Here is a 24493-nt window from a genome sequence, read left to right as displayed (position 1 = left end):
TGAACCGATTGGAGGACAGATGTTTCGATTTATGGTATTGTTCGCGTTCTGCGCGGGTGCCGTCGCGGCTCAGACGGTTAGCGATGAAGCCTTAGCCGAGTGTCAGGCCAGATTCAGCGATTTCCCGAAGGTGAAAGATTGCCTTCCTGAAACTGATGTTGGCATCAGAATGTTAGCCGCTATTGGTTCAGACGATCTGTTTGGGGCTGCAGGAGCGGAAATCGCTGATGCCTGCGCTTCTCTTAACGACAATTCTGCAAGCGCGTGGGTTTGCGCCAGAACGGCCATACGCGATGCCGTTGAGCTAGTCGAAATGGTTGGTTCAGTTGACAAGATATCTGATCCACGCGCAAAAGGCGTGGCCAACCAAGAAATCTACCAGCGATCCCTTGATTTGGAATCAAAATTTCAGGCCAAATTCGATGTTCTGATTTGGGGCGGAAATATGTACCAACCATTGAGGTGATTTTCTGCCGACTGGAATGGTTCACCTTGCTACCAAGCAGGCGGGTTGCCACCCAATTCCCTGATCTTCTTTTGCAAAACCCAAACGAATCTCGACTCCCTGGAACCACGCTTCGATGCAAGACGTACATATAATTCAGATCGAAGCACCCGAAGAGCAGAAGAGCAGAAGAAGCTGCCCAAACCTGACGACTGACTTGTCAGTAGGCGAAGACTTAAAGTAGGGCCTGTTCCTCCGGAAGCATGTATTGGTATTGAAGGCCGGAATGCAAATTCCGGCCACTTTTGGTTCACTCAACCCAGCTGTGCTATACTACCAACACTGTATTTTTGTTGGGTGATTAGCGTGGATATTTCTTTAGAATCTTTTCGCGCGGATATGATCCGCGCATTCCCGGATGTTCCTGCTCTCGCGAGACTTCCAATTCTATCAGAAGCAAATGAAGCCTTACTTCTGGCCGCTGTTGCGCAAGCGTGGGACGCCTCCAGCGTCCCCAAAAGTCACCCCCTACCCTTTCTGGTCATGGCGCGAAGAAAGTTTCTTGATCCTGCTGCGCGCCCAGCTAAAGCCGCTCAGCGTGTAGCCGCGAAGATAGCTTTGGCATTTTCTGACAGAGCAGTTCCAGCTGTTGCTGGCTCTGGAACTGCTGTTGGATCAAGCGCTAGTTCAGGCACTCCCCCTGAACTAACAGTGCGTTCAGTTACAAACGACGATCCCTATTCGGCTACCCACAGGTTCTCCCTCGAAATCTCTGAAGATGCAAAAACTGTCCGGGACATGCTCTCGCTTAGCCCGGTGATGCAACATTTTTTGACTGAAGAACTCAGACGCGCACCAGCAACAGGGCCCCGCCAAGCCTATGATCGCACGGTTGCGTTTACCGACCAACATCTTGCGCCAATAGAAAAGAGCGACCAAACCAAAAAACAACGTAAGCCGCCTAAGAAAGTAGTTTTGGCTCTTTGCCGATTGTTAGGCAAAATTTCCATTTATTTGGCTGCAAGTGTAACGGCCGTAAATGGAGGGGTTGAACTCTACGAACGCTACAATCCTGGCTATTCAACTCCGCCCCCGGCAATAGAATCTTCAGTTTGTCAGGGTATTGATGCTTTCCAGCAAGTGGACCCGGCTCCTGTTCAGGTCAAAATTGTGGGCACAACCAGTGGGCTCAAGGTCCTGCCAGATCCGGAACGCGGTGGAACACAAATTAGCAGCCTGATGGCCGGTGATACTGCGACATTGCTTGCTCAAGTGGGAGAGTTCGGGAAAGTCCGCTATTGGGGCAAGAACGGACAGGAAGAAGGTTGGGTACTTATTTACGAGAAAGTCGAGGGCCCGGACGAAGAGCAAGGTATTTGCTTTCTCGATCGAGCTTAGCACTCGTTCTCCCATACTGAGTTAGGTAACTCCTTTCACCTCCCTAACCATCCTCCCTTGCCCATTCCAGGAGTGCTGCGTCCATCTTCTCGATTGCAAGAACCAATCTAAGTCGCTGTGCCTGGCTGGTGATGCAAAATAGATCGCAATAGTCGCGTATCGCGCCGGGCTGGATCGGTTCTGCCCCACCAAACCCGGTCGATCGCGTTCGGCTCAGGTAGGAGAATGCGTCCCAGAACAGCTGGTTTTCCGGCTGGGTTATTTTAGACAAGTCTACGAGGGCAGCCGCACTGCCCGCCTCCGCTTTGCGCTTGAGGTATTCGTAATCTGCGTTGCCCTTGCTGAATCTCAGATGAGATTGCAGGGCTTTTACGAGTTTCCCACCTCTTGCTCCTGTGCGTCCTTGGCGGCATCGAGACTGAACTTTTCATGGTCGGTCAGGTCGGTCTGAATCTTGGCAAAAAGGCCTTCAATAACGGGGTGTTCGAATTCCGCCAAACCCACGAAGTTTTCCCGGGTTGGTTGAAGATTAGACCCCGCGTTCTGAATAGTGGTTTCCCAAGACACTATGCAGTGATCGAAATTCAAACTCGCAATGGATTTCTGCACCCATTTGGCGCCTTCTGTCCGCGCTTTGACAAACGCGTCTTCGTCGCCGTTCGCTTTGTATGCCTTTTCCGACCTCAGGTCCTGAACCTTAGCTTCGTGCATGATTGCTTCTAGCCCTGCGCGAAACTCAATATTAACCGAAGCAGCGGGCTTGGCGATGATCTTGAGTGTGGCCGGGCCTCGCTTTGGCCCAAATGGAGCGGGAATGTCGTAGGTGAATTCCTTGCCGTCCATGTGCAGAGCGGCACCGTCGAGATTTAGCATGTGTGGCGGTCCTTATGAGAGTTATTCGGCGGTTTTTGGTTTGCGCTTGCGCGATCCGGAGGCAGGACCGCCTGGCGCCTCCGGATCACCTTCAACCAGGCCTTTCGTGACCAAGTCGAATTCTTCGATCATCTCGTCCGAGACGTCGGTACGGGGCGGGAACTTCTGCTTATGCCCGTCTTTGTTGATGGAGAATCCCTTGCTCTTCATCATGCAATCGCTCGTGTCAGACGGCAGGTTCCGCCGATACCAGAGTCGTATTTCGGCAGGATGGTGAAAGTCTGGAAGGCAGGGCCGGTCTCGCCGGTCTGCAGCGGGCTTTCGCTGAATTCACAGGCCGGAAAGAACAGTTCGTATTTCTCGTTGGCTACCTGACCGATAGGGATGGTCAGAGCAAAGGCAGTACCGTTGCGGGAAGCGTTATAGACGGCAATGAAATTGTCTTCGATGTAGAACCGCCCGGTGACCGTGGGCCGCATAGCCCCGCGGTTGATGCCACAGGCGTCGTCCGAGGACAGGCGCGGTTGTTCGGTCTTGTCAGTTACGCCGAAGTCCACTGTACAGCTTTCCATGCAGTCGAGAGGCGTCAGGCCCGACATGGTGATGGTACCGATGTCGGAACCGGAGCCGATAATATTAGTGTTGCTCGGGTCGGCATAGGTTGCGCCTGCTATGGCCGTGGGAGTGGCATCCTCGGACCCTGAGCCGATCAGGTCCATGGAAACCGTCGCGTCTTGCGCAGCTGTCAGGGCCAGCTGGCCGGTGACAGCCTCAACACCGAGGAACCGGGTATAGGCAAACGCCCCGCCTGCGCCCTGCGGGATGGCTTGCTCGATCGTCATCGCGTTCTGCGCTTGCGCATTGACCAAAACGTCTGAAGCCCAGTCCGCTTGGAACAGGGACGCCCAGAAATCATCGTAAACTCCATAGATCAATTTCCCCTGCGCACTGCCCGAGACAGCAATGCCGTTGCGGCCGACACCGCTGCGTTGCCCTCCGGCCGCACGGGAAAAGGACTCGCTGATCCGCGGGTTGGCGGTCAGGGACAAGGTGTCAAAGCTGGTTTTGGTGAAGGCCGGAGTGGCGGGCGTGGTGCCTGCGGTGACCTCGTTCACATAGGCTTCCTGTAGATCGACGTTAGCTGCGCCAGTCATGATTATTTCCTTTCGGTTCTGACGAAGGGGGCACTGACGACAGTGCGGTGATGAGGGGCGTCGCCCCGCGATGAAGAGATGTATGGGGCAAGACCGTTGCGGGCGAAGTCGATGACTACAGTGCTCGACCCTGAAGGCGCGGCGCCAGCCTCGTCCAGTTTCCGGCCCGTCAGGTCGTCAATGATGGTGTCGGCTATTGCCTTGCCCTCACTGCTACCTTTGCCGCCTTCTGTGATGATGGTGAACGACAGGACGCCTACATATTCGTGCAGGTTCGATCCCGGTGCCCCGGTTGAGGTCTGCCGCCCCTGCCCCGGGAGGATCGCCATAAAGCCCGCCTTGGCCTCTTCAGGCAGATCCTCAACGTTGATCGCCTCACCATCCAGGGCAAACGGGCTCATGCCATAGAAACTTGCAGCCTGAACGTGATTGTTCAGAACCTTGCGCTCGTTATCGTAGCTCATGGCCCTACCCGAATTGTGTTTGGAGTTCCGCGATGGTCACAGCTATCATTCCTGCTGGTGCCTGCCCCGAGTATCCGTCTTCCAGACGCCCGATATACGGCAGGTTGTTGTAGAGCGTGATGACCGGAAAATCGTCTCGTTGCTGATAGCTTCCGATAACCTGAGATCCGCGGGAAATAGCCACGGAGCCAGATGGATCAACTTCGGTGGTGACCTCTGTTCCGGAACCGCCGATTTGTACATACCAGTTCATGCGCGCCCTGCCGCTGTCCACTGGTGTTTTTTGAACCACACGCTCCAGCGCCTGCAACGCCACTCGACGTACGATCAGCCGCCACTGCTCTTGAGCCGCCGCAAATTCCCGGTCTATTTCGATCGCGAACTGGCGTGCGTTGCCCATCAGCGCACCACCACATACGCAATCTCACCAGACAGCAGAATATCCTGCGCTTTGGTTATGGTTCGGTCGGATTGCCCGGTCATGCGCAATATCCAGTTTTCTTTCGGCACGTTGCTGATCCCTTCGAGGAAAAACAGCATCTCACCAGGCCCGGCCACATAATCGGGAAACACGTCACCAATGGGCTTTTGCGTTTCCATGAGTGCTCGGCAGGTACCGCGAGAAACGGGAACCGACGTATGGGTGCCCGTGGCGCTGTCAAAGGCCCCCCTGGTGATCTCGATCAATTCCACGTCGTGAATCACACCCTGTAGTTCAGCCGCTACAGCGTCGAACGCCTCTTTGGCAATGTCAGCAACAGAAACCATCACTTAGCCCCGTGCCAGCCGAACTGTAGCGCTCTGCGCGCCTGGAACCGGTCCATCAACATAACCGCGAAGCAAACCCTCAATGGCACGAATACGGGCCTCGCCACCGCTACCCGTGGTATATTCGGTGTCCACCTCAACAGGCCCACCTTTGACTTTCTTTCGTTTCACCTCGGCGCCACTGCTGAAAGCTAACAGATCGTTGCCTTGGTTTTCGATATGGGCCAGCTCAAACTGCGCTTCGATAATAGCCTGCGGAATCTCGTTCGAGGGGATTGCAAACCCATCAGGATCCAAAACAGGCACCAATCTGGGCCATGAACGTGCTTGGGTTTGCGCAGCCTTGGTGCCAAGCCATTTGTACTCCCGATCAAGGAAGATGGCAGCCCTACGCAGATTGGCTTCCTGCGTGGCGTGCAAATCCAGCAACGTCCAGCCCATGTTTGCGGCATAGGTCTGATATTCTACCAGCGTTGCATAGCTGTCGGTCGCTGCGCCGCCAATGGTGGTGTCAAGAGCCATGGATCAGCTTTCCTCGTAACGTCGATAGTGAAGGTCAAAGGAAAGCGCAGATACGGCACCAACCAAAGCGGCGTATTGTGCTTCTGCATAGTAGTTAATCGCCATTTCCGGACCTTCGCCATCATTTCTGATAGCCACGACAGCTACATCAAGAATTTGGCCCTGCCGTGCTTCTTCAAGCGCGTTCTCCAAAATCGAAACGATACAGTCCCGATCTTCGGAGCGGGCTTCCATTTTGACGACAGAGACCATCACCCGTCCACAAACATGATCTGCTTCAGATCAGCCTTCAGATCGTCAGTCTTTCCCTTCGGCTTTTCGATGCCGTGGGCCTTCAGAAGGTCAACAACATCCGCCCGGTCGAGCGCGTCGATGTCTTCAGGGGCCTCGGGGGCCTTGCCTTCAGCGGTGAGGGATTCAGTGTCGTCTGAGATCACGTCAACTTCAATCTCGGCTTCTTCGTAGGCTGCCAGAATTTCCGGTTCGTAACCAATGATGATAACACCGTCGCATTCCAAAACACTCCCATCGAAGTAGCGCGAATGCTGCATGATCATCCGGGCCTGACCCAGAAGCTCCGCTTTGACGGCCTGCATGGCGGCAGGAACGACTCCGTATACAGCTATTGTTTTCTTGTTCATGATTCATGTCCTTCGAAACTGTTCAGACGGGACCGAAGCCCCGTCTTTATGGCTGTGATGCAGACTTACTGGGTGTTCAGAAGAACGCCGGCCGTGTCCTTGTTGGACGTGGCCACCTTGTCCCAGTTGGTTGCTGTTGCCAGCGCCGCGTCATTCGGAGACGCGCCACCATTCGCCTTGTCCCAGGTGTAGCCTTTGACCTTCGCGTTGAAGGTGTATTCAGCCTGGAACGACCGCTTGATGTTCTCATCGCCGTTGGTTGTCTCCATGTTGGAGAATAGATCCGCATTGTCTTCGATGCTGATCGCGCCCTCTACCAAACCAAGGGTGTGGTAATTGTCCGGCGCACCAGTAGTGACCAGATCCAAGCTGTCAGTCATGATGAACAGACGGCCGAAGCCATCCTCCATCAGGTTGACCGCGCCGATGTCAAACAAGCGGTTGGTGTTGGTGATGTTTTCACCGAACAAGTCGGTCATCACCTTCGAATGCATCGCCCAGACGACGATACCGCCCATCCGATCTCCAAAACGACCGGCAGCCGTGACCAGCCCGCCGCGCGTAACGGTGCCCGCTGTATCGTCCTCTACCAGCGCAGCCACACCAGAGATTGCCGCCTTGCCGACTCGCAAAGCTGCGTTGATCTGGTCGGCAACAATGCCCAGGCCGAGTTGCTCACCGATTACAACACCTGCTTCTTCGGGGTTCTTGCGTACCCAGCTGAGCTGCTGTGGCTGGAACTCAATCGGAGGCGTGCCGCCCGCGATCTTGACGCTGGTCATTGCATCTTGAGCCAGAGCGACAGGTGTCACAGCACCAGAGCCATAGGCGTTACGACGGCGGGTAAGGCCCGCAATCGCTTTCCAGAAGGTCTCGGACGAATAGTCGCCTTCGTTGCTGGCGTTAACCAGAACAATTGCGCCGCGCGATGCCTCGTTGAACAAGGCGATTTGTTGGTCAACGGTTTCCGTGGCTGCGCTGTAGGCATATTCCTCGAAAACCTGCATATCACTGAGGGACATGGGTTACTCCTTTACGTTCTCTTTTTCGCTTTGAGGATTGCGACCTTTTCCTTGGGGGTTTTTGCATCCGCCCAATTCATATTGCCGCCGGAGCCTCCCGCCCCACTGTCTGGCTGCTTCCCGCCGCCGCCCGATCCCGGTTCACTGAACAGGGAAGGGAATTTCTTAATGGCTTCGCCCACCAGATCACCCAGTGTGGCTGTGCCATTGTCCGATGTGCCGGCCATTGGCGTCTTGCCATCGGCCTGCATGATCTCGATTTTCGCGTTTTCGCCCTCGACGGTTACGCCGATGCGATCGACAAAAAGCCTTGGTAGAGCAGAAATGCCCTCCTGAGTCGCACCTTGCTTTGCCAGTTCGGTCACAAAGGCGCTTTCACCGACGTGCTTGTTCAATGCAGAAATTGCAGCGTCACGCTCGGCGGCCAAGGTCGATTTTTCGCCGTTCCATTTTTCCTGATGCTGGGTCAGTAGGGTTTTGAAATCACCCTCCTCCTTCAGCTTGTTCTGGGCGCGCTCGTCTTCGGCGTCCAGAAGCGCCTGGATTTCATCCGGTGACTTGCCCAGCTTTTCCCATTTGGAGGCGGACTTGGCCCGTTCGCGCTCTTTTTCCAGCGCCGACTTCAGTCCCGAAGTATCTTCCTGTTTCGGAAGACCTTCCACAACCAGCCTGAATTTGCCCTCGGCCTCCTGATACAGCCCATGCTGCTCTTCCGCGATGCCATCCAGTGAATCAACCTCAAATTTCAGTGTCATGATTAAGCTTCTCGCTTTTGGTCATACAGGCATCACGCCCGCCGCCGATGGCGTCACGCCAACGGCAAAAACCGCCCGGAATGGACGGTCTACATTTCAGAATTTCAGTTAGTTCAGGTCAGGAGTTCTCGGCAGTGAAAGCAGGCGATGTGCTTGGTGCCGCCGGACACTTTTCCGTTGGTTACGATGCGGCCTATCTTGACCTCCATCGTGGTTGTTGATCCGCACTTGCAGACCAGAGGCTCAGGCTCTCCCTTTGCCCGCTTTCGATAGCGTTTCGGCTTACCGCCGCCTTCTATGACGGTCAGTCGGTCGATTTGCCCTCTTCCTCCTTAGGAAAAAGTTCGAACACAGGGCCGGTTGCCTTGCTATTGTCGATGATCAAATCCCCAGGCTTCCACGTAAAGCGGTCCGCCCGATCTCTATTCAGATCAAGCGCCTTGGAAGGCTTGGTGTTCTTTCGATCATTCATTCAGCAACTCAACCCTCAAAATTCGGTTTCCAGGGTCCCAAGATAGTACTTTCATCACCATATTTCTAGCCGACAGGACCTCTTGCTCCTGAGGATAGACGCTGAATTCGGCTATATCGAGCGATTTCGACGCCTTGGATGTCTCGATCTCGACGATAACATGGTCCGTGAAGGTTCCCGCAAATTGCCGTGCAACATCGATGTTCCGAGACGCACTCAGAAAAGCCGGGTCCGTGATTTCCACACCGAATTGCAGACCAACGCCCTCAAAGACCTTTCTGGCAGCCGCGGGCTCCAAACCCCTGTACAACGTGGTCACCTCTTCAAACCGCTGATCTTCGAACATCGTGTCCAACTCATCAACCTGCTCAGCGATATTTCTGGTCATCGTACGCTCACCGCGCAGCGCCCCATTGATGTTCCTGTAATTCGCGTTGCCCGTGTACATCCGGATTGCCGGGATATGGTTGGACAGGTTCCTGCGGGTTGAGGTGTTGACCTGATCGAAGATATCCGACTCGCGGATCTCCAGTTCTTGCAACGTGTATTCCCGCCCGGTGGTGTCCACAAACTTGTCAAGGTCGAGCCCTGCTCGGAACAGATCCGCCTTACCTTGACCAAGAACATCATCCTGAATTCGGTTCGGTTGCGCCTTAAGCCATTTTTGATAGGTCAGATTTGCGGGCACCTGTCCGTTCAAGCTGGCGCGGGTTCCTTCTGGAGCCTCCTTCAGATCGATTCCCAATTCTTTCCAACTTTTCAGCACCGGGGTTGTGGTAGACCGGCAGTTGATGTGAGCTGGTGGCCTGGGCCCCTTGTCAGGTTTGTAAACCTCGCCGTCCCTCGCCCGGCAGACAGCACTGGTTCTTCCGTCAAGCGTCGAGACCCATTTGACGCCCTTTACCAAATCTTCGTTCTCTTTGAACGTCTGTTCCCGCGCCACGTTGGCGGTGTGGTTCAATGCCGTGCGAACCATCGCCTCGGCACCCCGGCGACTGGTGTTCAGTATCCCGTCCTTGAAGTCGTTGGCCCGTGTTCCTCGTACCTGGCGCACCAAATCCGCCGTTGGCGTTCCTTCGACCACCGCCATACGCACAGCGTCTCGAAGGCGCTTGAATGCGTTCTTTTCCAAGTCACTGGTCCAGTCCTTCAGCAAACGACCTTGAAAGGGCCGTGCAGCAACCGCGGAATACAACTGATTGGCAGCCGGGATCACCATTTCATGCTGGACTGGCAAAGATGCCTGTATCAACCGGCCCTGAAACCCTGCCTCATAACGGGCAAAATCGCGTAGTTCAGAGCGAAATTCCCCGTTTATGGTCCGGTAGGCCTCAACATTGATTTCACGTATCCCTTCGAGCAGCCGGTCCAGCCGTTTGCGCGAAATAGCCGTGAAGTCTTCCGTTTGCAGCCGATCCACCAACCGCTTGTCGATCCGGCTCAGCAACCGGATGATTTTGCGCACTGTCTGGGTCGAATAGCGCTGAAGGTAGACGGCATGTCGAATGTTGCCGCTTTGAATCTCCTCCGAGGCGGTCATTACGCGGCTTCATCTTCATCCAGCCCCGGCAGCGTGATCGGTTCTGGGGCCTCGTCCGCGATCCGCTCGGCTTCTTCCGCCGGATCAAGGTCATCCATGAAAATACCCCGGCGGATGCATTCTTTGATGAAGGTCGAGTGGCTGATCTGTCCGGTATTTACTGCGTTGAGCAAGAATGTCAGATCGGCCTGACACAACATCGACACACCGAAATCTTTGTTGACCTCGACGCTGCCGCCCTCTTCCTGCCCTTTGTACATGGCCATGAAGTGCAAGGCCTGTTCCAGCGCGTCTTTCAGGCTGTTGGCCATCATCGCCAGAGGCGTGGTGACTTTGCCGTGATCGATCGCAGCTCCTGTTGCGCCTGTGTTGTTGTTGGACGGTTTCCACGTCAGCTCCATGCCCAACGTGACCATGCGCTGTTCAAGGTCTTTCAGGTCATTGCGCCCAGACTCGATGGCAGCGCCGGCATGCTCAACGAATTTGACGTCGGCTTCAGTTTTCGGCTTTTCCGTCGCTATGGCCGAGTTTGCAGCCGCCTCTGCCTCGCCGTCTTCACCGCCCGGGATGAATCCTAGAAACACCAGTAATGGCACCCGGGCAACGTGCAGGATGTTTCGCTGATCCGAGGCGCTCTGCCAATGCGCGATATTCAGATCAGCAAGCTTTTCATATCGCGGCTCGGCGCGGAAGAATCCTTTACGATTTGTGTAGAAGGGCACCAGAGTGATTTCGTCCATGCCAGTATCGAAGGTGTCATGCTCCACCCACTTTCCGGTTCTTTCTGCCTTGCGGAAGAGGCGCACGTTCACGTTTCCAACAACAGCGCCGCTGTCCACGGGCAGCGTCAGCACCCGGACCTGATTTACTTCGTTCTGAACGAATTCGTCATCAGGATCGTCTTCAGTGACGGTTTCCATGATCCGAACCTGCGTCAGGACTGTCGCATTGGCGATTGATGCCGTTTTCCACCCCAACAGGTCTTCAGCCTTCACATGTACCAGATAGGGACGGAAATTCTGTGCGTCGGCCTGCGCCCTAGTCATTCCCTCCGCTTTGCGCGGGCTATCCACCAAGATGAAGGCAATTCCCGCTTCAACACCGTCCTCAAATACATCGCGGGCAAAAGAGTTCAGGTCACGCCCATCCATGTCGATGTTTTCGGCCATGTCCTTCAGGTCATCCGGAACATCATCCCCGAGCGTGACCGGTTTTGCGAAAACTCGGTCGGCGGCGTCTTCCACGGCCTTGTCCAGCGCAGGAAACAGCCAAGATCTGCTGAGGCGATCTTTGTAATCCTTGTCTGACTCCCGCTCTTCCTGCGGCAGATACGTGGTCTCGGCTTCCCGCATGGCTTCCACACCGGAGCGTAGGGCGCGAACCTTCTTCAAATTTGCGCTGCCGTGCATACTTTGCTTGGACGGCTTGGCGACGGAATCTGACATCAGAGTTTAAACCTCACTGCGGCTGTCTTTCGCCCTTTAATCAAGGGCTGCAGGGCGTACCTGATCGCATCAATGTAGTGGTTGTAGTCATCGACAATGACGGGCAGGACGTCGCCGGACAGTCGGTCAACTTTGTAGCTGTAAAGTCGAAATTCTCTGGCTGTTTCGGTGCAGTCAGGGTGAATGACCACCCGGTCAAACGACTTTATGAACTCAACGCCATCTTCGATCGAGCCTTGCCATTTCTTCACCGTTTCCATGCGCGGTAGCCCGTGCCGTTTGAGATAAGAAATACTTTCAGGGCGAGCATTGTCGGCACGGGTCAGAAATTTATCGAAACCGTCGATCCTCTTGACGATAAAGTCAGATGTTGCGTCGAGTTCGAGCCCGACCTTTCCAGCCTCATTACGAACATAGAGAACTTTGTTGTGAACGTAGCATCGGATGCCCGTGGTCGGGTCCATCGCAAAACCGAAGTCAACTCCCTGATAGGGCCCGTCCCAATCCGAACTTGGCTCAAACTCATCGACCTCGAACTTGCCCCCAAAGACCTGTGCATCCGTCAGGGTTAAGAATTCGCCTTCCCAGACATGCTCATATGTCTCGGGTCGGTTTTTGAGGTCGTCGAGTCTTTCCTCTTCCAGACCGCTTTGCTGCCACCACGGGTTGTCCCGCCAGTTCATTTCGGTGACGATGCAGCGAGTGGGTTGGCCTTCGATGAACCGTTTGTTCGTCGCGCTTTCAGGGCTCTCAGGGTTATAGCTCACCCAGTTCTCAAGATCACTTGCTCCGCGAATAGTGGGTATGAGCTTTCGCCACGCAACCTCTGAAACGCTTTCAGCTTCGTCAGTCCAGTTTAGAAGAATGCGAGACTTGGACTTTATGCTATCAAGGTTGTGGCGGAGGCCGGCAAATGCGTAGGATACCAAGCGGTTTCTTGTTCTGACGTACTTTTCCCCAATCTCGTAATACTCATTCAGCCAAGGCTCTGATCGTATGGCGGCCTTAATTTCTTCCAGTGACGATTCATCCAGGCTGTTCAGATGTTCACGGCTGGCTAGTATCACACCACTTCTGCCCGCCTCAGCGAACCTATAGCCGTAGACAGCGCTCATCTTTGCGCATCCGCCTGTCTTTGCTGACCCCCTGCCCCCTTTGAAAACGCGATGCTTTGCTGGCTGGGCAAAGTTGGCGATCATCTTGGGAGGAAGCTCAATCGTCGCTGTCGTCATCTTTCCCAGGCGCGACTAGCTCAATCGTGGTTGGCATGGCAATCTTTTCACCGGCCGAGGTTACATCGACTTCCTGCTGTGGTTTTCCATAGGCGCGATCCAGAATCGCGTTTGCAGCTGATACCCGCGCTGCTTCACTTTCGCCTGACTGAGCGATATCCACCAACGTCTGCAAAGCAACAGAACTATGCTGCTTTGCCATATCTGACAAATTCGATATTTGGTCCTTTGTCGCGGCGCTTCGGCTCCCTTTTGGACGGCCGGCGCCAGAACGCTTTCCGCCTCTGGGCATGTTTGATTTCCTTTGAATTATTTCAGCCAACGCTCCTGTTTCGCCGTGAGCGTCATTGATTCATCCTTGATTATTTGGTAGCCCGTTCTGTCTCTCAGCGAGTTGCGAGATTATTCGGAACACTATTTGTCTCGACATCAACTCTTCACTTGAGCAGTACATAATTCTGCTGGCGCGCTTTGCCGACGAATTAAATTGCGAAGTACTTAGTCAGTTCGAGCGCAAACTTTCCTACTGCTATGAGAACTCCGATCAGAACGCCCAAATGAGCAAAGATCGTCTTTCGTTCAACACTAAGTTCCAAAATATGGCATGTTGTTGCTCTAAATAGGTTGAAGCTCAAAAGCAGCAGGTAGAGCCCGCCCAGCACAACTAGGAACATCACCGCTGGAGCGATCGCGATAAGGATCATCAGATGTAGAAAGAGATCTCCCTCTACTCGATAGGGCCGAAACACAGGGAGGAAAGCCAAGAATGCCACTACGAGCGCTACAACCAAATACGCGGCTAGCAAAAACCCAGTGTTAGACGCAAACACCAAAAACCGAGCTCCCACGTAATACCCGATTACGGGGATGACTAAGAACAAACCCCAAAGCGCCCAAGGCTTGAACTCATAAGAAATGTCAGTTTCCATACCTAGTAGGTCGTCAACAAGAATAAGCAGGAAAGGCACTAACAGCAGTGCAGCTAAGTACAGCATCCACTTTGGATTCCCCCCCACAATTCTGACTACTATTCTGGGCAAATCAGGTAGACTTAGGTCATCAAAAAAGACAAACCATCTCGCAGCAAAATCATTTAGATGGTCAATTTGCCTCGATAAGAGTAGTGCGTCTACAGCTGTGAACAACGAAGCAATAAGCACACCAATACCACAAGCCAGGCTTAAGTTGTACCAATCCAATCATCTTCTCCAAAGACATCAACCCACCGACCATCTTACCGTCAAGATGCCTAATCATCAATTTTTTGATCCGACCTCTGGCTCTTGAAATGGCCCTTGATTGAACGACGACGATAGAACACAGCAGTGCCAAATCTCTCAGTTTCTCGCTGTATGAGTTCTCAACGGAGTTTCAAGCGGTCATCATCTTTCAACAGACCTCCAGGTCTTTCGATTGCGGGCTTGAACGTGTCAGAGACGAACCCGGCTCTGCCGAATTGCCCATATCGCCATTCCTTTGATGCGCACGGCCCTGCTGTGCTAAATGAGGAAATTCCGAACATAGTTCAGGCTTGTGGGACCAGCGTAAAACTCGCCCCTCGCCTCGCAGGTCTTACGGTTCCGTGTGTCTTGCACCAGATCCGGCCCGGTAGTCCAAGTTGTGTTCGGACAAGCGCAATCTACCAAACCTTGATTCAATCCACAACCCTTTGAACGATACCGCTGCAGTCTTCGCCCTTTGTCTTCATCCCACCGACAACCATCTCATACCAGACGCGCCCAGCCTCTACTCGAGTAACGTCAACATAGAAGCCTGAGAACGGCCCGGCAGTCAGCTTGGCCTTCTCGCCCTCCCTTGGGCGAATGCTCTCGATTTTCTCATCTTCCATTCTGATGATGGCTGCAGGCAGATCCATCACCGCAGCCACTTCCTCGTCTGAAAGCGCCAAGGGAACATCGCCTTGGGAAAACACCCCGACGATGACTTTGCGGTCTTTCATCACATCCCAATGCGGCTCGTACTTGAAACGGGCATAGATAATCCGGGGAATGATTGGGACAAGCTGAACTTGTTTCTGGCCCCGAATGTGCCTGGTACGCTCTGTGGTCGGGTATCGAACGACACAACGCGCATTCTGTAGCCTGTGGCGCGTTTCCCGTTCCTTCTGCGGCCTCGTGATAAGCGCATACCAAGCAGGCTCGCAAGGGTAACCAACAATGCCGCGCGCAGACTGAAACGGCCAGCTATCTCCAATCTGAAGTGGTTTGTACTGCTTGGCCATTGTCTGCCTTCTATGTTGCTCGGAGATCATTGGTCGAACCCGACGGTTTTCTGAGCTATGATTTCACCGTGGCGTCGAATTCCAGCCATGACCGTCGTGTGGTCGCGGTCTCCCCAAAACCTGCCAATCTGGGTCAACGAAAAACCCGCTTTCTTCGCCCTCGAGAACGCTTCAAAACGGGCATAGGCAATCTTCCGAACCCTCGTATGAGAAAACAAATCGCTAGGCTTCACGCCGTGTTTTTGCGCAACGATTAGATTGATGTAATTCAGGCGCGGACCCTCTTTCGGAACCTTGTTTTCCGAACCGGCTTTGTAGGCGCGGCGGGTCAACCGCTTGATCAGTTGTGCGCGCTCGGAAGCATGGCGGGCTTCCATTTGCTCAAGGGTCTCGGTCATCCAGACTTCTCCATTCGTTCCCCTTGTTGGCGGACAGCTGGTATCGGACTGGCTTTCATTTCAGCGATAAGTGTCGCACGTTTGTCAGGATCATCTTCGCAAGTTTCCGACGGGTGGAAGTCATCTTGCCAGCGGCGGTCCCTGAGATAAGTCGCAGCCTGCATCGGCGCTGCGGATGGGTGGGCTTTTCGCCAGGTGGCCCAAAACGCCTCTGCCTTCTCGGTTGCAAAGAAACGTTCGGCTTCGTTCAGTTTCGCCCAAGACATCCGAGCCCTGTGGAGGTTTTCCTTGTTTGGCCAAATCTCAATGAAATCTTCAAACACACACTCGCGCGCTTGCGCGCCTGTTGGTTCTATTCCTGGTTCCTTTCCAAGGTTCTTAGTGTCCGGATTCCGGACACGGGAATGGCCAAAATCCGGACACGGCTTTGGTTCATTTCCGGACACGGCACCGTGTCTTGTTTCCGGACACGGCTCCGCTACATCTTGTGGTTGCTTATCTACATTTTGTGTCCGTGTCTTATTTTCGGACACGGCATTTTGAGGGTCATCCAAGGTCAAAACATAGCTTGTGGGGCGCTGTTTTTTCGTCACTGGATCGACGCTTTGTACGCGTTGGATCAGCCCCAACGCCTCCAACTTGTCGAGGTGGCTATTCAGGGTGGATCGGCTCATCTCACAAAGATGAGAAAGGGTCGATTGCTTAGGATTGCATTGACCTGTGTGGCCGTTGTGGCAGTCAGCGAGATACCAGAGAACGATCTTGGTGGCGGGCTTTAATCCACGCTGTTTGATCGCCCAATTTGTGGCGGCGTGACTCACGTGGCGATCCCCCGATACTCTATTGAAAGGCACCCGTCAGAGGACAGTCGATCTGCCAAAAGCCGGATTTCATCAGCATGGGTCTCTACGCCGTTTGGTACCGTCACAGCGGAAACCACGCACGTTCCTGACGCCACATCCGGGCAGCGCATATAGGTGCCGCCGAGAAGCCACTTGTCGTCTGGGGTAGCGCCCATTTGGTGCAGAAGGTCGTGCAGGGCCTTGAGGCGGTTGTCGCTGTCCCCCAGATGATTGGCGGGCAGGCGAACGTCGGTCCAGTACCAGCTTTCACCGACAAGCGGCTTGTACCGATCGGCAGCGCACGCTTCATTGATGCGCCACCCTGCCTCATCGAACCAGGCTTTGCAGTTGACGGTCTTTCGCTTGTTCTTCCCCCTGCCCTCGTACAGTGCATTTACGGACGGCGGCAAAGACAGTGTCAGAGTGAAGCTCATCTATCCAGCCCAGACGTAGCTTTGCGGCTCCACTTCAGGAAGCAGCCCGCAGTCTTCCGGTGTCAAAAAGCCGCGTATCTTCTCAAATTGAACGTGATCAACCTCAGTCCCATCGGTTAGGCTGTACTGGTTGTATTTCATGCGACCGCTGGCAACAGTAACCATGACCTTCTCACCGGACTTGATGCGCTCCAGTACATTCACGACTCTCATCCCTTACCCTTTCGCTTGCGTTTGGGTGTGAGCTTCTGGCGCATGTCATGTATGGCGCGCAGCTCATCGCCTGTAATTCCGCGCTGCTTGGCTTGGGCCTCATACCCATCCAATTCAGCTAGGCTTGTGATTGTTTTGACGATGTCGACCTTGCCCATTCACACCTCCCCCAGAAAAGCCCGGCCCGAAGGCCAAGCAGTTGAAAGGGAAGGAAGTTCACGAATGTCTCCAGCAAGGAGATTATGCAGGACTCTCAGATTGAGCCATTGATTAGCCATAGTTCTAGTGATTTTATCTACGCAGATTCTCATAAATTCGGCGCATAAAGCCAAAATACGACCAAGGACCTCCTTATGAAAAAACTGATTTCCGCTACAGCGTTTGCACTTACATTTTCCGGCCAAACAGCTCTGGCTTTGGGCGAGTGCGCAACGATAGAAAACGATCTTGATCGCCTTAGCTGCTACGACAAAGTTTCTGGTCGCACACCCGAGACAATTGAAACTTCTCCTTCCGGAGGAGACTGGCATCTTCGTAAAGACAGATCTGACTTTAAGGACACTACCGATGTTTTCCTGTCGGTTAGGTCCAATGAGCCCGCTCAGTGTGGTAGGTATAAGTCTCCGGAAAAAGCTACTTTGATGATCAGATGTATGGAGAATACGACGGCCATTTTTCTGATCACAGAGTGCCACGTGGCATCTGGCCACGGAGGTTACGGAGTTGTGGATTACCGCATTGATGACCAGCCTGCAGGTGACAGGAACTTTGAAGCCAGCACAGACAACAGAGCGCTTGGGCTCTGGCGTGGTGGCAGCTCTATTCCGTTCATTAAGAAACTGATCGGATCTGATAAACTTTTGATGCGCTTCACCCCGTACAATGAATCCAAAACTACCGTCAAATTCGACACTACTGGATTGGATGAGGCTATTCTGCCCTTGCGCGAAGCTTGCAACTGGTAGCGTCATAGTGCGACCTCGGATAAGGCATTTTCCAGTTCGGTGATCCGCTGTCGAAGATTCGCAAGCCTCGGCTTCAGCCGCGCTTTTTCCTGATGATCTACCCGACCATCTTCCAGACACTCAGCCAGTAACCCACCTGTAGACAGGAGTTCCGTCAAAAGCTGTTGGGGTGTGATGTCCGTTGGTTCGGTCGATCGCACCTCGAAAGGCATATGCTTGATGGTTGCGGCAAAGAAGGCCTGTCCCATAACCGAGCAGAGCGACTGATACCGCTCAACCGATGGCATGGCCTCCCCTGCCCGGTAACTCTCTATGGTTCGCTGAGAGACGCCACTGGCTGCGGCAAGCTCGGCGCAGGAGTAACGACGGCCGCGGCCAACAAACAGGCACAGAGCTGATTTGAGCGATCTTTGCGCAGCATCTTGCGAAACGACAAGGTCATTGCTCATTGGAACACCGCCGATCCGGTGCCATGTTCGGCACATGTCAGGAAGTGATTTGAGTACGAGAACATTAACCGGGAGGCCGTCATTCTGCGGCCTCCGCCGCTTCAATTACTTCCTGTGGAGCAAAATGTTCAGGTCGCAGATCAATGTTACGCCTTTGAGCCTCCGAAAGAAGTCTGATCATCATGTCGGAAGGAATAAGCCCCCCGGTTCCACCACGTTCTTTTGGATACCCCCAACGGCGAACGCGAACCTCGCTTCTATCAGCCATCTCGGCTGTAGAAGAAATACCTCCACAAAGTTCGACTACTGTTTTTGCTGGCTCTAACATGATTAAACGTTATTGCGATAATCGCAATTTACGTCAAGACAATTCCTTGCGTTTATCGCAATATCTTTCTTCTTGCGAATATCGCACTAATCTAGACATGGAAAATGTGACAGCAGATTGGCTCAAAGAGAAACTCAAGGATCAGCGTGGCCTTGCCGCCGAGCTGGCAGCCAACACCAGTCTTTCATCTGATAAAATATCCAAAATATTAAACGGCAAACGTCAGATTAAACACGAAGAAGCAATGGAAATCTCTTCGTTCTTCGCTGTTAGAGACGGCGTGCCAAACGACAAATGGGGCAAACTTAAAAAAATCAGCGACACTCTTTCCGAAGAAGACGTGGATCGACTGGTTCAGTTCGCCGAAGCACTGTCTGCTTCTTCAGACGCAAAGCTAGAGCAATAACTTCATCCCTTTGTTCATCATCAAGCCGATCAAACACATCCCTCAGACGTTCAATGCCATTCATAAAATCCCCCTATTCATCGAAATATCGCAGCAGAATCCCGCGCTCGCGGAAAAGGAGGAGTGAAAGGCGCTCAAGGATAGATCCGAGCTGACCATCTCTCACATTGCGAAAACAACATACTGGAACATTTAGCGAACATCTAGTCACGAGATATGGTGAGAGGCCGCCTAGGGCACGACTATCCCGCCACCTGGGACACCAGATGTTGTAACCGTTGGGCATTTTGGGCCTCGTTTCCTAGATGTTGATTTAAAGCGCTCTGGAAAGCTGCGCTTGCCGCATGGGCCAGTCAAGGAAATCCCGGAAATACAACCAGATACTATCACTAGTGATGGCGAATACTCCAATTGGTAGTGAAAGGATGCGTGGATCTGGAAAATCAGCCAATCAAAGTTCTGCTCGTCGCGAATCGCTAGGGTGATCTGCCATGCAGACTGTCATCCCCCCTACTGAACCACACCACACAATTAACGTGTGGATATGATAAATATATGATTGCACTGAAGTCGGTGTCAGGGTGAGATTTGGGGGCGCTGCCCATACTTGATTGCCGAACTCAACCTTGTTTGATGCAGAAGTGGAAAAGGCCGCTTATCCGAGATATGGCGGAAGCGGACATCCCTGTTTTGGTTGACTCAAGCAAGTGGCCACCAAGTTGCCGTTCGCTGCGGTTACCGCACCAAGCAACACAGATGGTAGCAATAAGCAGAAAGGGAGCTTTGCAAAGTCGGTCATTGTCTCGGTTTGGGCACCCTCTGGCCCTATGCAATCAGTTTCGTTAATGCTCCATGTATATTCAGTTGTTGTTGAAAATACAGCATTGAGGAGAGGGTGTTGAGCGACAAGTTTTGCTTTAATCGCGCAAGTGAATTATTCGAGAATCTGACGTCTAGGCACGTTGGTGAAGGCTTTGTTTACCGCGGGCATAGGGACTCCGATTATAGATTGGTGCCGTCATTTCAGCGCGAAAAAAGCGTTGATGAATTCTTGAGTTTAGAGGACGCTGCTATACTCACCACGTCGAGCTGGCCCTTCCGTGTCTTCTATAGGACCGCAAATCAAATGGGGCTGTCCCTGCCAGCAGTGTCTAATGAAAAACATCAGAACTACACCAGCGAAAGCCCCATTGATGCAATAGTGGACTTCACGAATGAAGTTGAAGCTGAGTACGATTCTGATGATCTGGAAATCATGGCATTTGCACAGCATTATCAGGTCCCGACCCCTCTACTAGACTGGTCGCGATCCCCATTGGTCGCGATGTACTTCGCAGCGAGCGGCGTACTGAACGCTGTTGCCGGGAAGGTGCGAAAACAGGTGACCATAGATCAAATTGTCGATGAACAAGTCCCTGAGTGCGTTCGGCAAGAACTTCGCAAATATGTTGAGGATAAATACCTATCGGTATGGAAAGCTAACAGTCTTTCTCTAAACGAGTTGTCTCGTCAAAGGCACCTTCTGGCAACCGATACAGACGACAAGTATGCTATTCGTTTTTTCACACCGAAAACTCAAGGAAACCAGAACATCGTCGCGCAACAGGGATTATTCTCAATCCACTGCCCTACACAAATGACCAATGAGTTTCGGTATGCAAACGGCCCAGCCAAATGTCTATCGGAGGTAGTCAACGAACATACCAATTGGCTTGATGAACGTGGGAGTGTGTCCCAATTTCTACGAGAATCCCGACGCGGTGGGATGCTGACTGAGTTTAAGCTACCGTATTCACAGAATGTGGAACTGTTGAAGTTGCTCGAGGTGTGTGGAGTCCACGCAGCTTCAATTTATCCAGGTCTTCGAGGTTGCGCCGAAAGAGTTCGAGAAAAGGCTGCAATCTCTTTAGTCGACCGTTTGCTCTAAGTCCCGACGTTCGGTGGAAGTTTGGTCAACTTATCTCGCGCTGGACCAGATCTTATGATCCGAGGTGAGGCTTGGCTTGCAATGTGCAGCCCGGAATAATCGACCGGCGGCTTTGGGTTGCGATCGGACCAGTGCAAATGCAGCGTCTAGTTGGCACGTCAAGGTCTGGTAAGGGCTCTAGTTCATCCACTCTCTAATGACGGACTCAACCTGCTCTAGGCGATCAGAAACCAAGGCCGACTTGGCGCCTGACCACACCATTGAGTACATAGAGCCACCTTCGACATTTGACGCTACAAGTTCCGCTTCCTTGTTAGCGTATTCCAGCCATACATCTTGCGAAGATTTTATTTTCTCTAGACAGATTCCCTCGATCTCTGAGAGGCGCTTTAAGGCAGAAGAAAGCTGCTCTTCTAGTTCTTTCAACTCCAACCCAGCGTCGTTGTTCATTTGGGTTTGAGTTCGAGGTGTGGAGTCCTGTAGCAACTCGACAATGACCCAGTCGCAGGCCTCGATAAACTGTTGCGTAGCAGCGAAGAAACTTGGAATCTCCGAAAAATCCCAGACACGTTCAGTTGGAAGTTCGTGAGCCAGCACGTTTCGGACGTCTATCATCCGCTGCAGGTTTCTCATGTTCTGTTGGTAATCTGCAATTAGCGGTGGGAGCGGCCAGTTTGCCCTGTCTTCTGTCCACCTGGGGTGTGCTACTTTTAGTTTCGCAACAAACTCTGGTTCCAATTGCGTGAGCGCTGCTACAAAATTCCGGACATTGCTAACAGAAACAGCGTGAGCAGCAAAATCGCCGATTGAAAGGCGTTGTTGGTCTACAAACACGGCAAATGCGAGATCAATTTTCGTACCCTTGGTCAGGTTCTCGGCTCTATCGAGGTATGGCTCTCCGGAATCGACAAGCTCTCTAATTGCTTCGCGCAAAAAGACCTCAAGTATAGTTGCCAATCGCAAAGGTATGAATTCACACAGAATCGCATCTTCTTGACCACGTTCCGCAAAGTCTGATTGAAGTCGGTGCAGTTGATTCAACAATTCCAAGCCGAACCTTGGTTGATCTCCTCTGCGCTCATTCCAATCGATAATCTGCTTGTAAGTTGGCTTCTTCATCACTGCGGCCTTCGGCTTATTCGCATTGCTGATCTCATACATCTAACTTCGCATCTTATCCATTACATACGGCACCAGTATTCTCTACTTATCTGAGCCCACTTGAGGTCGTACGGGCAACATCCGATATACTGCAGGGGGGAAGCTTTAGGAACTGATGGAGGTCCGCTGAGGGCTGCGACCTGCCTAATGCGCCCGCAGCGCAGAACCGTTGTAGCAATGGCTGGTAAGGGCTCAAACCGACCTGGCTGTATGGGCTTTAACTGTAGGAGGAGCGAAAACACCTCGCTGTATCTAGCGTACTTGCCAGACGTCCTAAGCTCTTCGAAAAACTATTTTTCTTGCAAAAACTGAACTGTGATGTGCAATTACTTTCTGTTTGTGAAAGCTTGGTTTCAAGATATTTTGGAGAGATTGAATGCTTAGGTTTTTCTTTTGTTTGAGCGCTTTGTTTTGGGCCAGTGCGGCGCAGGCGTTTTGCGGCTTCTACGTGGCCAAGGCGGATGGGTCACTCTACAACCAATCTTCCAAAGTAGTGTTTGTGCGTGACCGCAATCGGTCCACTATCACCATGTCGTCGGACTATCGCGGCGAACCGCGCGATTTCGCGATGATCGTGCCAACTCCAAAAGTGCTAGACCGTGATGATATCCGCACCGTGAAATCAGAAACTGTCGATCATCTGGACGCCTACACCGCGCCACGATTGGTGGAATACTTTGATCGTGACCCTTGTTCAGAACCTGTGGTTGAAGCCCCTGTGGTCGTTGAAGAAACCTCTGGTTTTTTTGGTCGAAAACGTAAGCAGGAACCTGTTTATCAACGCGCTGACGCCTTGGGTGTCCGGATCAAAGGAAAATACGCGGTCGGCACTTATGATATCCTGATCCTTGACGCCGAACAGTCCGACGGTTTGGCCACCTTCCTGAGCAATGAGGGCTACAAGCTACCCAAAGGGGCGGAAGAAGTATTGGGAGACTACATTCAGGCTGGGATGAAGTTCTTCGTGGCGAAGGTCAATCTTGAGCGTCACAGGTCGAGCGAGACGCAGGAACTCCCCCCGCTGCAAATAGCCTTTAAATCCCGGAACTTCATGTTGCCTATCCAACTTGGCAAGCTGAACGCAGAAACGCAGCAGGATGCGCTGTTTTTCATGTTGTCTCGAAAAGGACGGATCGAGGTTGAGAACTATCGCGCCAAGCCGTTACCAACCGACACCCGAATTCCAGTTTTCGTCGAACAGATGTTCCCGCATTTCTACAAATCGACCTTTGCGCGCACGGTCGGGGATTATGGTGGTATCGTCATGGAATATGCTTGGGACATGCAATGGTGCGACCCCTGCGCGGCCGATCCATTGTCGAGCGAAGAGTTGCAGGAACTTGGCGTCTCCTGGCTGAAACCCGGCAACAGCGCCGCACAGGATGTCTATGTGACGCGTCTTCATGCACAGTATAGCAATAATCAGATGCGGCAGGACCTGATGTTCCGCGAAACCGACAATCGTGAAAATTTTCAGGGTCGTTATGTGATGAACAAGCCCTTCAAGGGCAATGTCAGATGCGAAGCGGGGCAAGAGTATGTCGCCACGGTCCGGCAGAGGCTACGGCGTGAGGCCGTTGATCTTGCCGAGATAACAGGGTGGGACATTCGAACCATCGAACGCAACATTCAGAAAACGGTGCCAAAGGGTTATTGGTGAACTGATCACCAGAGCCCTGCTAGTCGCGAAGAGGTTTAGCAAGTTTGTGTTCAAGCCTCCGACCTTAGTTCTTCGGAGGTTACTGTCTCTAACCGACGTTGTTTTTCAAGTGTGCTGGCCGATAGCGCTGTGACCTAAATGAGGGTTCATAAAGCGACCCTGTTGCGCTTTGTTGTCGTACACAACCCGTGCCTACAAAGTCCGGTATGTGCGGTTTGCGAATTGCTGCATGAGTCAAAGACTGAAGTGTGATCAACGGCAGGAATGGGCTCGTACTGTCAGTCGAAGGTAGCAGCAGAAAACCTCGTCGGCGAGCCCATACCTACCAAGTCGTTGCGATGTACACATCTGGGTTGTACTGGTGTCAAGGACCACGATGTTCCATTATCCAGAAAACATGAGGTTTCATAATGGATTGGACAGACCATATTTCTGGATGCTTTGGGTATGACTTGGCGAGCTTTGCGAGCCACGCAAGGGATGAGGAACGTGCTTTTCAGCTGCTTAGTGAATTTAGACGGAAAGGGGTCGGGTGGGCTGAGTGTTCCGAAGCGTTTGAGAATTATCTGATGGAGAAAACCAAAGACGTTGAGTTCTCAGGTCAACAGATGAAAAAAGTCAAGGATCACTTTAAGCCATGGTTACTAGACTAGCATAGTAGATCCCACCATTGGTGCCTTACGCTGCGGATACGGTCAAGCGACCGTGGCAATATGTAATGTTGCGACCAAGGTCCG

Annotated in this window: 34 protein-coding genes and 1 pseudogene; 7 read left to right on the top strand and 28 right to left on the bottom strand. The window is 52.8% G+C overall.

Annotation, left to right across the window (positions count from 1 at the left end; genetic code table 11):
• The first annotated feature begins 19 nt into the window (after window positions 1–19).
• Window positions 20–466, top strand: coding sequence for a hypothetical protein (locus tag AC2FHX_RS02890; protein ID WP_496700341.1), 447 nt, complete (start codon window positions 20–22; stop codon window positions 464–466).
• A 345-nt stretch (window positions 467–811) separates the two neighbouring features.
• Window positions 812–1843: a hypothetical protein gene (locus tag AC2FHX_RS02885; protein ID WP_496700342.1), complete on the top strand. Its 1032-nt coding sequence runs from the start codon at window positions 812–814 to the stop codon at window positions 1841–1843.
• A gap of 43 nt (window positions 1844–1886) precedes the next feature.
• Here the strand turns inward: AC2FHX_RS02885 and AC2FHX_RS02880 are convergent, their stop codons facing one another.
• The 25 genes and pseudogenes from AC2FHX_RS02880 to AC2FHX_RS02760 form a co-directional block, all read right to left on the bottom strand.
• Window positions 1887–2114, bottom strand: coding sequence for a phage tail assembly chaperone (locus tag AC2FHX_RS02880; protein ID WP_496700343.1), 228 nt, complete (start codon window positions 2112–2114; stop codon window positions 1887–1889).
• Window positions 2115–2212: 98 nt separating this feature from the next.
• Entirely contained in the window at window positions 2213–2716 is a 504-nt protein-coding gene (locus AC2FHX_RS02875; protein WP_496700344.1) for a hypothetical protein, read from the bottom strand.
• Window positions 2717–2737: 21 nt separating this feature from the next.
• The gene (locus AC2FHX_RS02870; RefSeq protein WP_496700345.1) at window positions 2738–2929 is read right to left on the bottom strand and encodes a hypothetical protein; all 192 of its coding nucleotides are present in this window, start codon (window positions 2927–2929) and stop codon (window positions 2738–2740) included.
• On the bottom strand, window positions 2926–3870 hold the full coding sequence (locus AC2FHX_RS02865; protein ID WP_496700346.1) for a phage tail tube protein: 945 nt from the start codon (window positions 3868–3870) through the stop codon (window positions 2926–2928). Before AC2FHX_RS02865 ends, AC2FHX_RS02870 begins: the two co-directional genes overlap by 4 nt.
• Before the next feature lie 2 nt (window positions 3871–3872).
• The gene (locus AC2FHX_RS02860; protein WP_496700347.1) at window positions 3873–4334 is read right to left on the bottom strand and encodes a hypothetical protein; all 462 of its coding nucleotides are present in this window, start codon (window positions 4332–4334) and stop codon (window positions 3873–3875) included.
• 4 nt (window positions 4335–4338) lie between these two features.
• Window positions 4339–4734: a hypothetical protein gene (locus AC2FHX_RS02855; RefSeq protein WP_496700348.1), complete on the bottom strand. Its 396-nt coding sequence runs from the start codon at window positions 4732–4734 to the stop codon at window positions 4339–4341.
• A complete protein-coding gene (locus AC2FHX_RS02850; RefSeq protein ID WP_496700349.1) occupies window positions 4734–5102 on the bottom strand; it encodes a hypothetical protein in 369 nt (122 codons plus the stop codon). The genes AC2FHX_RS02855 and AC2FHX_RS02850 overlap by 1 nt, the downstream gene beginning before the upstream one ends.
• A gap of 3 nt (window positions 5103–5105) precedes the next feature.
• The gene (locus AC2FHX_RS02845; protein ID WP_496700350.1) at window positions 5106–5624 is read right to left on the bottom strand and encodes a DnaT-like ssDNA-binding protein; all 519 of its coding nucleotides are present in this window, start codon (window positions 5622–5624) and stop codon (window positions 5106–5108) included.
• A gap of 3 nt (window positions 5625–5627) precedes the next feature.
• On the bottom strand, window positions 5628–5858 hold the full coding sequence (locus tag AC2FHX_RS02840; RefSeq protein ID WP_496730424.1) for a hypothetical protein: 231 nt from the start codon (window positions 5856–5858) through the stop codon (window positions 5628–5630).
• 17 nt (window positions 5859–5875) lie between these two features.
• Window positions 5876–6265: a hypothetical protein gene (locus AC2FHX_RS02835; protein ID WP_496700352.1), complete on the bottom strand. Its 390-nt coding sequence runs from the start codon at window positions 6263–6265 to the stop codon at window positions 5876–5878.
• Between the two features lie 65 nt (window positions 6266–6330).
• The gene (locus AC2FHX_RS02830) at window positions 6331–7287 is read right to left on the bottom strand and encodes a major capsid protein (RefSeq protein WP_496700353.1); all 957 of its coding nucleotides are present in this window, start codon (window positions 7285–7287) and stop codon (window positions 6331–6333) included.
• A gap of 11 nt (window positions 7288–7298) precedes the next feature.
• Window positions 7299–8042, bottom strand: coding sequence for a hypothetical protein (locus AC2FHX_RS02825; protein ID WP_496700354.1), 744 nt, complete (start codon window positions 8040–8042; stop codon window positions 7299–7301).
• 304 nt (window positions 8043–8346) lie between these two features.
• The gene (locus AC2FHX_RS02820; RefSeq protein ID WP_496700355.1) at window positions 8347–8514 is read right to left on the bottom strand and encodes a hypothetical protein; all 168 of its coding nucleotides are present in this window, start codon (window positions 8512–8514) and stop codon (window positions 8347–8349) included.
• Window positions 8507–9280, bottom strand: a complete 774-nt coding sequence (locus AC2FHX_RS02815; protein WP_496700437.1) for an ADP-ribosyltransferase — start codon at window positions 9278–9280, stop codon at window positions 8507–8509. The genes AC2FHX_RS02820 and AC2FHX_RS02815 overlap by 8 nt, the downstream gene beginning before the upstream one ends.
• A 9-nt stretch (window positions 9281–9289) precedes the next feature.
• Window positions 9290–9733 (bottom strand): annotated as a pseudogene (locus AC2FHX_RS02810) (minor capsid protein); the annotation flags it as partial.
• 320 nt (window positions 9734–10053) lie between these two features.
• Window positions 10054–11499 carry a DUF4055 domain-containing protein gene (locus AC2FHX_RS02805; RefSeq protein WP_496700356.1) on the bottom strand — a complete coding sequence of 482 codons (1446 nt, stop codon included), beginning with the start codon at window positions 11497–11499 and terminating at the stop codon, window positions 10054–10056.
• The gene (locus tag AC2FHX_RS02800) at window positions 11499–12698 is read right to left on the bottom strand and encodes a PBSX family phage terminase large subunit (protein ID WP_496730523.1); all 1200 of its coding nucleotides are present in this window, start codon (window positions 12696–12698) and stop codon (window positions 11499–11501) included. Before AC2FHX_RS02800 ends, AC2FHX_RS02805 begins: the two co-directional genes overlap by 1 nt.
• 13 nt (window positions 12699–12711) lie before the next feature.
• Window positions 12712–12933, bottom strand: a complete 222-nt coding sequence (locus AC2FHX_RS02795) for a hypothetical protein (protein WP_496700358.1) — start codon at window positions 12931–12933, stop codon at window positions 12712–12714.
• Between the two features lie 280 nt (window positions 12934–13213).
• Window positions 13214–13930, bottom strand: coding sequence for a hypothetical protein (locus AC2FHX_RS02790; RefSeq protein ID WP_496700359.1), 717 nt, complete (start codon window positions 13928–13930; stop codon window positions 13214–13216).
• 455 nt (window positions 13931–14385) lie between these two features.
• On the bottom strand, window positions 14386–14973 hold the full coding sequence (nusG, locus tag AC2FHX_RS02785; protein WP_496730420.1) for a transcription termination/antitermination protein NusG: 588 nt from the start codon (window positions 14971–14973) through the stop codon (window positions 14386–14388).
• Between the two features lie 26 nt (window positions 14974–14999).
• Window positions 15000–15371, bottom strand: a complete 372-nt coding sequence (locus AC2FHX_RS02780; protein WP_496700361.1) for a helix-turn-helix domain-containing protein — start codon at window positions 15369–15371, stop codon at window positions 15000–15002.
• Complete coding sequence (locus tag AC2FHX_RS02775; RefSeq protein WP_496700362.1) at window positions 15368–16192, bottom strand: helix-turn-helix domain-containing protein; 825 nt, start codon at window positions 16190–16192, stop codon at window positions 15368–15370. Before AC2FHX_RS02775 ends, AC2FHX_RS02780 begins: the two co-directional genes overlap by 4 nt.
• Window positions 16189–16647, bottom strand: coding sequence for a RusA family crossover junction endodeoxyribonuclease (locus tag AC2FHX_RS02770; RefSeq protein ID WP_496700363.1), 459 nt, complete (start codon window positions 16645–16647; stop codon window positions 16189–16191). The genes AC2FHX_RS02775 and AC2FHX_RS02770 overlap by 4 nt, the downstream gene beginning before the upstream one ends.
• The gene (locus tag AC2FHX_RS02765) at window positions 16648–16851 is read right to left on the bottom strand and encodes a hypothetical protein (RefSeq protein WP_496700364.1); all 204 of its coding nucleotides are present in this window, start codon (window positions 16849–16851) and stop codon (window positions 16648–16650) included.
• A 5-nt stretch (window positions 16852–16856) separates the two neighbouring features.
• A complete protein-coding gene (locus AC2FHX_RS02760; protein ID WP_496700365.1) occupies window positions 16857–17018 on the bottom strand; it encodes a hypothetical protein in 162 nt (53 codons plus the stop codon).
• A 195-nt stretch (window positions 17019–17213) separates the two neighbouring features.
• Between AC2FHX_RS02760 and AC2FHX_RS02755 the strand changes: the two genes are divergently transcribed.
• Window positions 17214–17825 carry a type VI secretion system-associated protein TagO gene (locus AC2FHX_RS02755; RefSeq protein ID WP_496700366.1) on the top strand — a complete coding sequence of 204 codons (612 nt, stop codon included), beginning with the start codon at window positions 17214–17216 and terminating at the stop codon, window positions 17823–17825.
• A 2-nt stretch (window positions 17826–17827) separates the two neighbouring features.
• Here AC2FHX_RS02755 and AC2FHX_RS02750 read toward each other — a convergent pair whose 3' ends face one another.
• On the bottom strand, window positions 17828–18274 hold the full coding sequence (locus tag AC2FHX_RS02750; RefSeq protein ID WP_496700367.1) for a helix-turn-helix domain-containing protein: 447 nt from the start codon (window positions 18272–18274) through the stop codon (window positions 17828–17830).
• Window positions 18275–18353: 79 nt separating this feature from the next.
• A complete protein-coding gene (locus tag AC2FHX_RS02745) occupies window positions 18354–18602 on the bottom strand; it encodes a hypothetical protein (protein ID WP_496700368.1) in 249 nt (82 codons plus the stop codon).
• On the opposite strand from AC2FHX_RS02745, the gene AC2FHX_RS02740 reads away from it, so the two are divergent.
• Both AC2FHX_RS02740 and AC2FHX_RS02735 read left to right on the top strand, forming a co-directional pair.
• Window positions 18601–19008 (top strand): hypothetical protein, encoded by a 408-nt coding sequence (locus AC2FHX_RS02740; RefSeq protein ID WP_496700369.1) that lies wholly within the window; start codon window positions 18601–18603, stop codon window positions 19006–19008. The two genes, AC2FHX_RS02745 and AC2FHX_RS02740, sit on opposite strands and share 2 nt — an antisense overlap.
• Window positions 19009–19906: 898 nt before the next feature.
• Window positions 19907–20935, top strand: a complete 1029-nt coding sequence (locus AC2FHX_RS02735; protein ID WP_496700370.1) for an FRG domain-containing protein — start codon at window positions 19907–19909, stop codon at window positions 20933–20935.
• Between the two features lie 177 nt (window positions 20936–21112).
• Here the strand turns inward: AC2FHX_RS02735 and AC2FHX_RS02730 are convergent, their stop codons facing one another.
• The gene (locus tag AC2FHX_RS02730; protein WP_496700371.1) at window positions 21113–22096 is read right to left on the bottom strand and encodes a lysozyme inhibitor LprI family protein; all 984 of its coding nucleotides are present in this window, start codon (window positions 22094–22096) and stop codon (window positions 21113–21115) included.
• 397 nt (window positions 22097–22493) lie between these two features.
• Here AC2FHX_RS02730 and AC2FHX_RS02725 point away from each other — a divergent pair, with 397 nt between their 5' ends.
• Together AC2FHX_RS02725 and AC2FHX_RS02720 are read left to right on the top strand one after the other, a co-directional pair.
• On the top strand, window positions 22494–23756 hold the full coding sequence (locus tag AC2FHX_RS02725) for a DUF2330 domain-containing protein (protein ID WP_496700372.1): 1263 nt from the start codon (window positions 22494–22496) through the stop codon (window positions 23754–23756).
• A 410-nt stretch (window positions 23757–24166) separates the two neighbouring features.
• Window positions 24167–24409: a hypothetical protein gene (locus AC2FHX_RS02720; RefSeq protein WP_496700373.1), complete on the top strand. Its 243-nt coding sequence runs from the start codon at window positions 24167–24169 to the stop codon at window positions 24407–24409.
• Window positions 24410–24493: the final 84 nt, after the last annotated feature.

The sequence above is a fragment of the Ruegeria sp. CDSC042 genome (genome assembly GCF_059610745.1).
This window is presented reverse-complemented; position numbering and strand designations above follow the sequence as displayed.

Bases quoted from the DNA above. Each gene is read 5' to 3' on its own strand.
- AC2FHX_RS02890 (WP_496700341.1), top strand. From the start codon at position 20: ATGTTTCGATTTATGGTATTGTTCGCGTTCTGCGCGGGTGCCGTCGCG.
- AC2FHX_RS02875 (WP_496700344.1), bottom strand. From the start codon at position 2,716: ATGCTAAATCTCGACGGTGCCGCTCTGCACATGGACGGCAAGGAATTC.
- AC2FHX_RS02870 (WP_496700345.1), bottom strand. From the start codon at position 2,929: ATGATGAAGAGCAAGGGATTCTCCATCAACAAAGACGGGCATAAGCAG.
- AC2FHX_RS02865 (WP_496700346.1), bottom strand. From the start codon at position 3,870: ATGACTGGCGCAGCTAACGTCGATCTACAGGAAGCCTATGTGAACGAG.
- AC2FHX_RS02860 (WP_496700347.1), bottom strand. From the start codon at position 4,334: ATGAGCTACGATAACGAGCGCAAGGTTCTGAACAATCACGTTCAGGCT.
- AC2FHX_RS02855 (WP_496700348.1), bottom strand. From the start codon at position 4,734: ATGGGCAACGCACGCCAGTTCGCGATCGAAATAGACCGGGAATTTGCG.
- AC2FHX_RS02850 (WP_496700349.1), bottom strand. From the start codon at position 5,102: ATGGTTTCTGTTGCTGACATTGCCAAAGAGGCGTTCGACGCTGTAGCG.
- AC2FHX_RS02845 (WP_496700350.1), bottom strand. From the start codon at position 5,624: ATGGCTCTTGACACCACCATTGGCGGCGCAGCGACCGACAGCTATGCA.
- AC2FHX_RS02840 (WP_496730424.1), bottom strand. From the start codon at position 5,858: ATGGAAGCCCGCTCCGAAGATCGGGACTGTATCGTTTCGATTTTGGAG.
- AC2FHX_RS02835 (WP_496700352.1), bottom strand. From the start codon at position 6,265: ATGAACAAGAAAACAATAGCTGTATACGGAGTCGTTCCTGCCGCCATG.
- AC2FHX_RS02830 (WP_496700353.1), bottom strand. From the start codon at position 7,287: ATGTCCCTCAGTGATATGCAGGTTTTCGAGGAATATGCCTACAGCGCA.
- AC2FHX_RS02825 (WP_496700354.1), bottom strand. From the start codon at position 8,042: ATGACACTGAAATTTGAGGTTGATTCACTGGATGGCATCGCGGAAGAG.
- AC2FHX_RS02820 (WP_496700355.1), bottom strand. From the start codon at position 8,514: ATGAATGATCGAAAGAACACCAAGCCTTCCAAGGCGCTTGATCTGAAT.
- AC2FHX_RS02805 (WP_496700356.1), bottom strand. From the start codon at position 11,499: ATGTCAGATTCCGTCGCCAAGCCGTCCAAGCAAAGTATGCACGGCAGC.
- AC2FHX_RS02800 (WP_496730523.1), bottom strand. From the start codon at position 12,698: ATGATCGCCAACTTTGCCCAGCCAGCAAAGCATCGCGTTTTCAAAGGG.
- AC2FHX_RS02795 (WP_496700358.1), bottom strand. From the start codon at position 12,933: ATGGCAAAGCAGCATAGTTCTGTTGCTTTGCAGACGTTGGTGGATATC.
- nusG (WP_496730420.1), bottom strand. From the start codon at position 14,973: ATGGCCAAGCAGTACAAACCACTTCAGATTGGAGATAGCTGGCCGTTT.
- AC2FHX_RS02780 (WP_496700361.1), bottom strand. From the start codon at position 15,371: ATGACCGAGACCCTTGAGCAAATGGAAGCCCGCCATGCTTCCGAGCGC.
- AC2FHX_RS02770 (WP_496700363.1), bottom strand. From the start codon at position 16,647: ATGAGCTTCACTCTGACACTGTCTTTGCCGCCGTCCGTAAATGCACTG.
- AC2FHX_RS02760 (WP_496700365.1), bottom strand. From the start codon at position 17,018: ATGGGCAAGGTCGACATCGTCAAAACAATCACAAGCCTAGCTGAATTG.
- AC2FHX_RS02755 (WP_496700366.1), top strand. From the start codon at position 17,214: ATGAAAAAACTGATTTCCGCTACAGCGTTTGCACTTACATTTTCCGGC.
- AC2FHX_RS02750 (WP_496700367.1), bottom strand. From the start codon at position 18,274: ATGAGCAATGACCTTGTCGTTTCGCAAGATGCTGCGCAAAGATCGCTC.
- AC2FHX_RS02740 (WP_496700369.1), top strand. From the start codon at position 18,601: ATGATTAAACGTTATTGCGATAATCGCAATTTACGTCAAGACAATTCC.
- AC2FHX_RS02745 (WP_496700368.1), bottom strand. From the start codon at position 18,602: ATGTTAGAGCCAGCAAAAACAGTAGTCGAACTTTGTGGAGGTATTTCT.
- AC2FHX_RS02730 (WP_496700371.1), bottom strand. From the start codon at position 22,096: ATGTATGAGATCAGCAATGCGAATAAGCCGAAGGCCGCAGTGATGAAG.
- AC2FHX_RS02720 (WP_496700373.1), top strand. From the start codon at position 24,167: ATGGATTGGACAGACCATATTTCTGGATGCTTTGGGTATGACTTGGCG.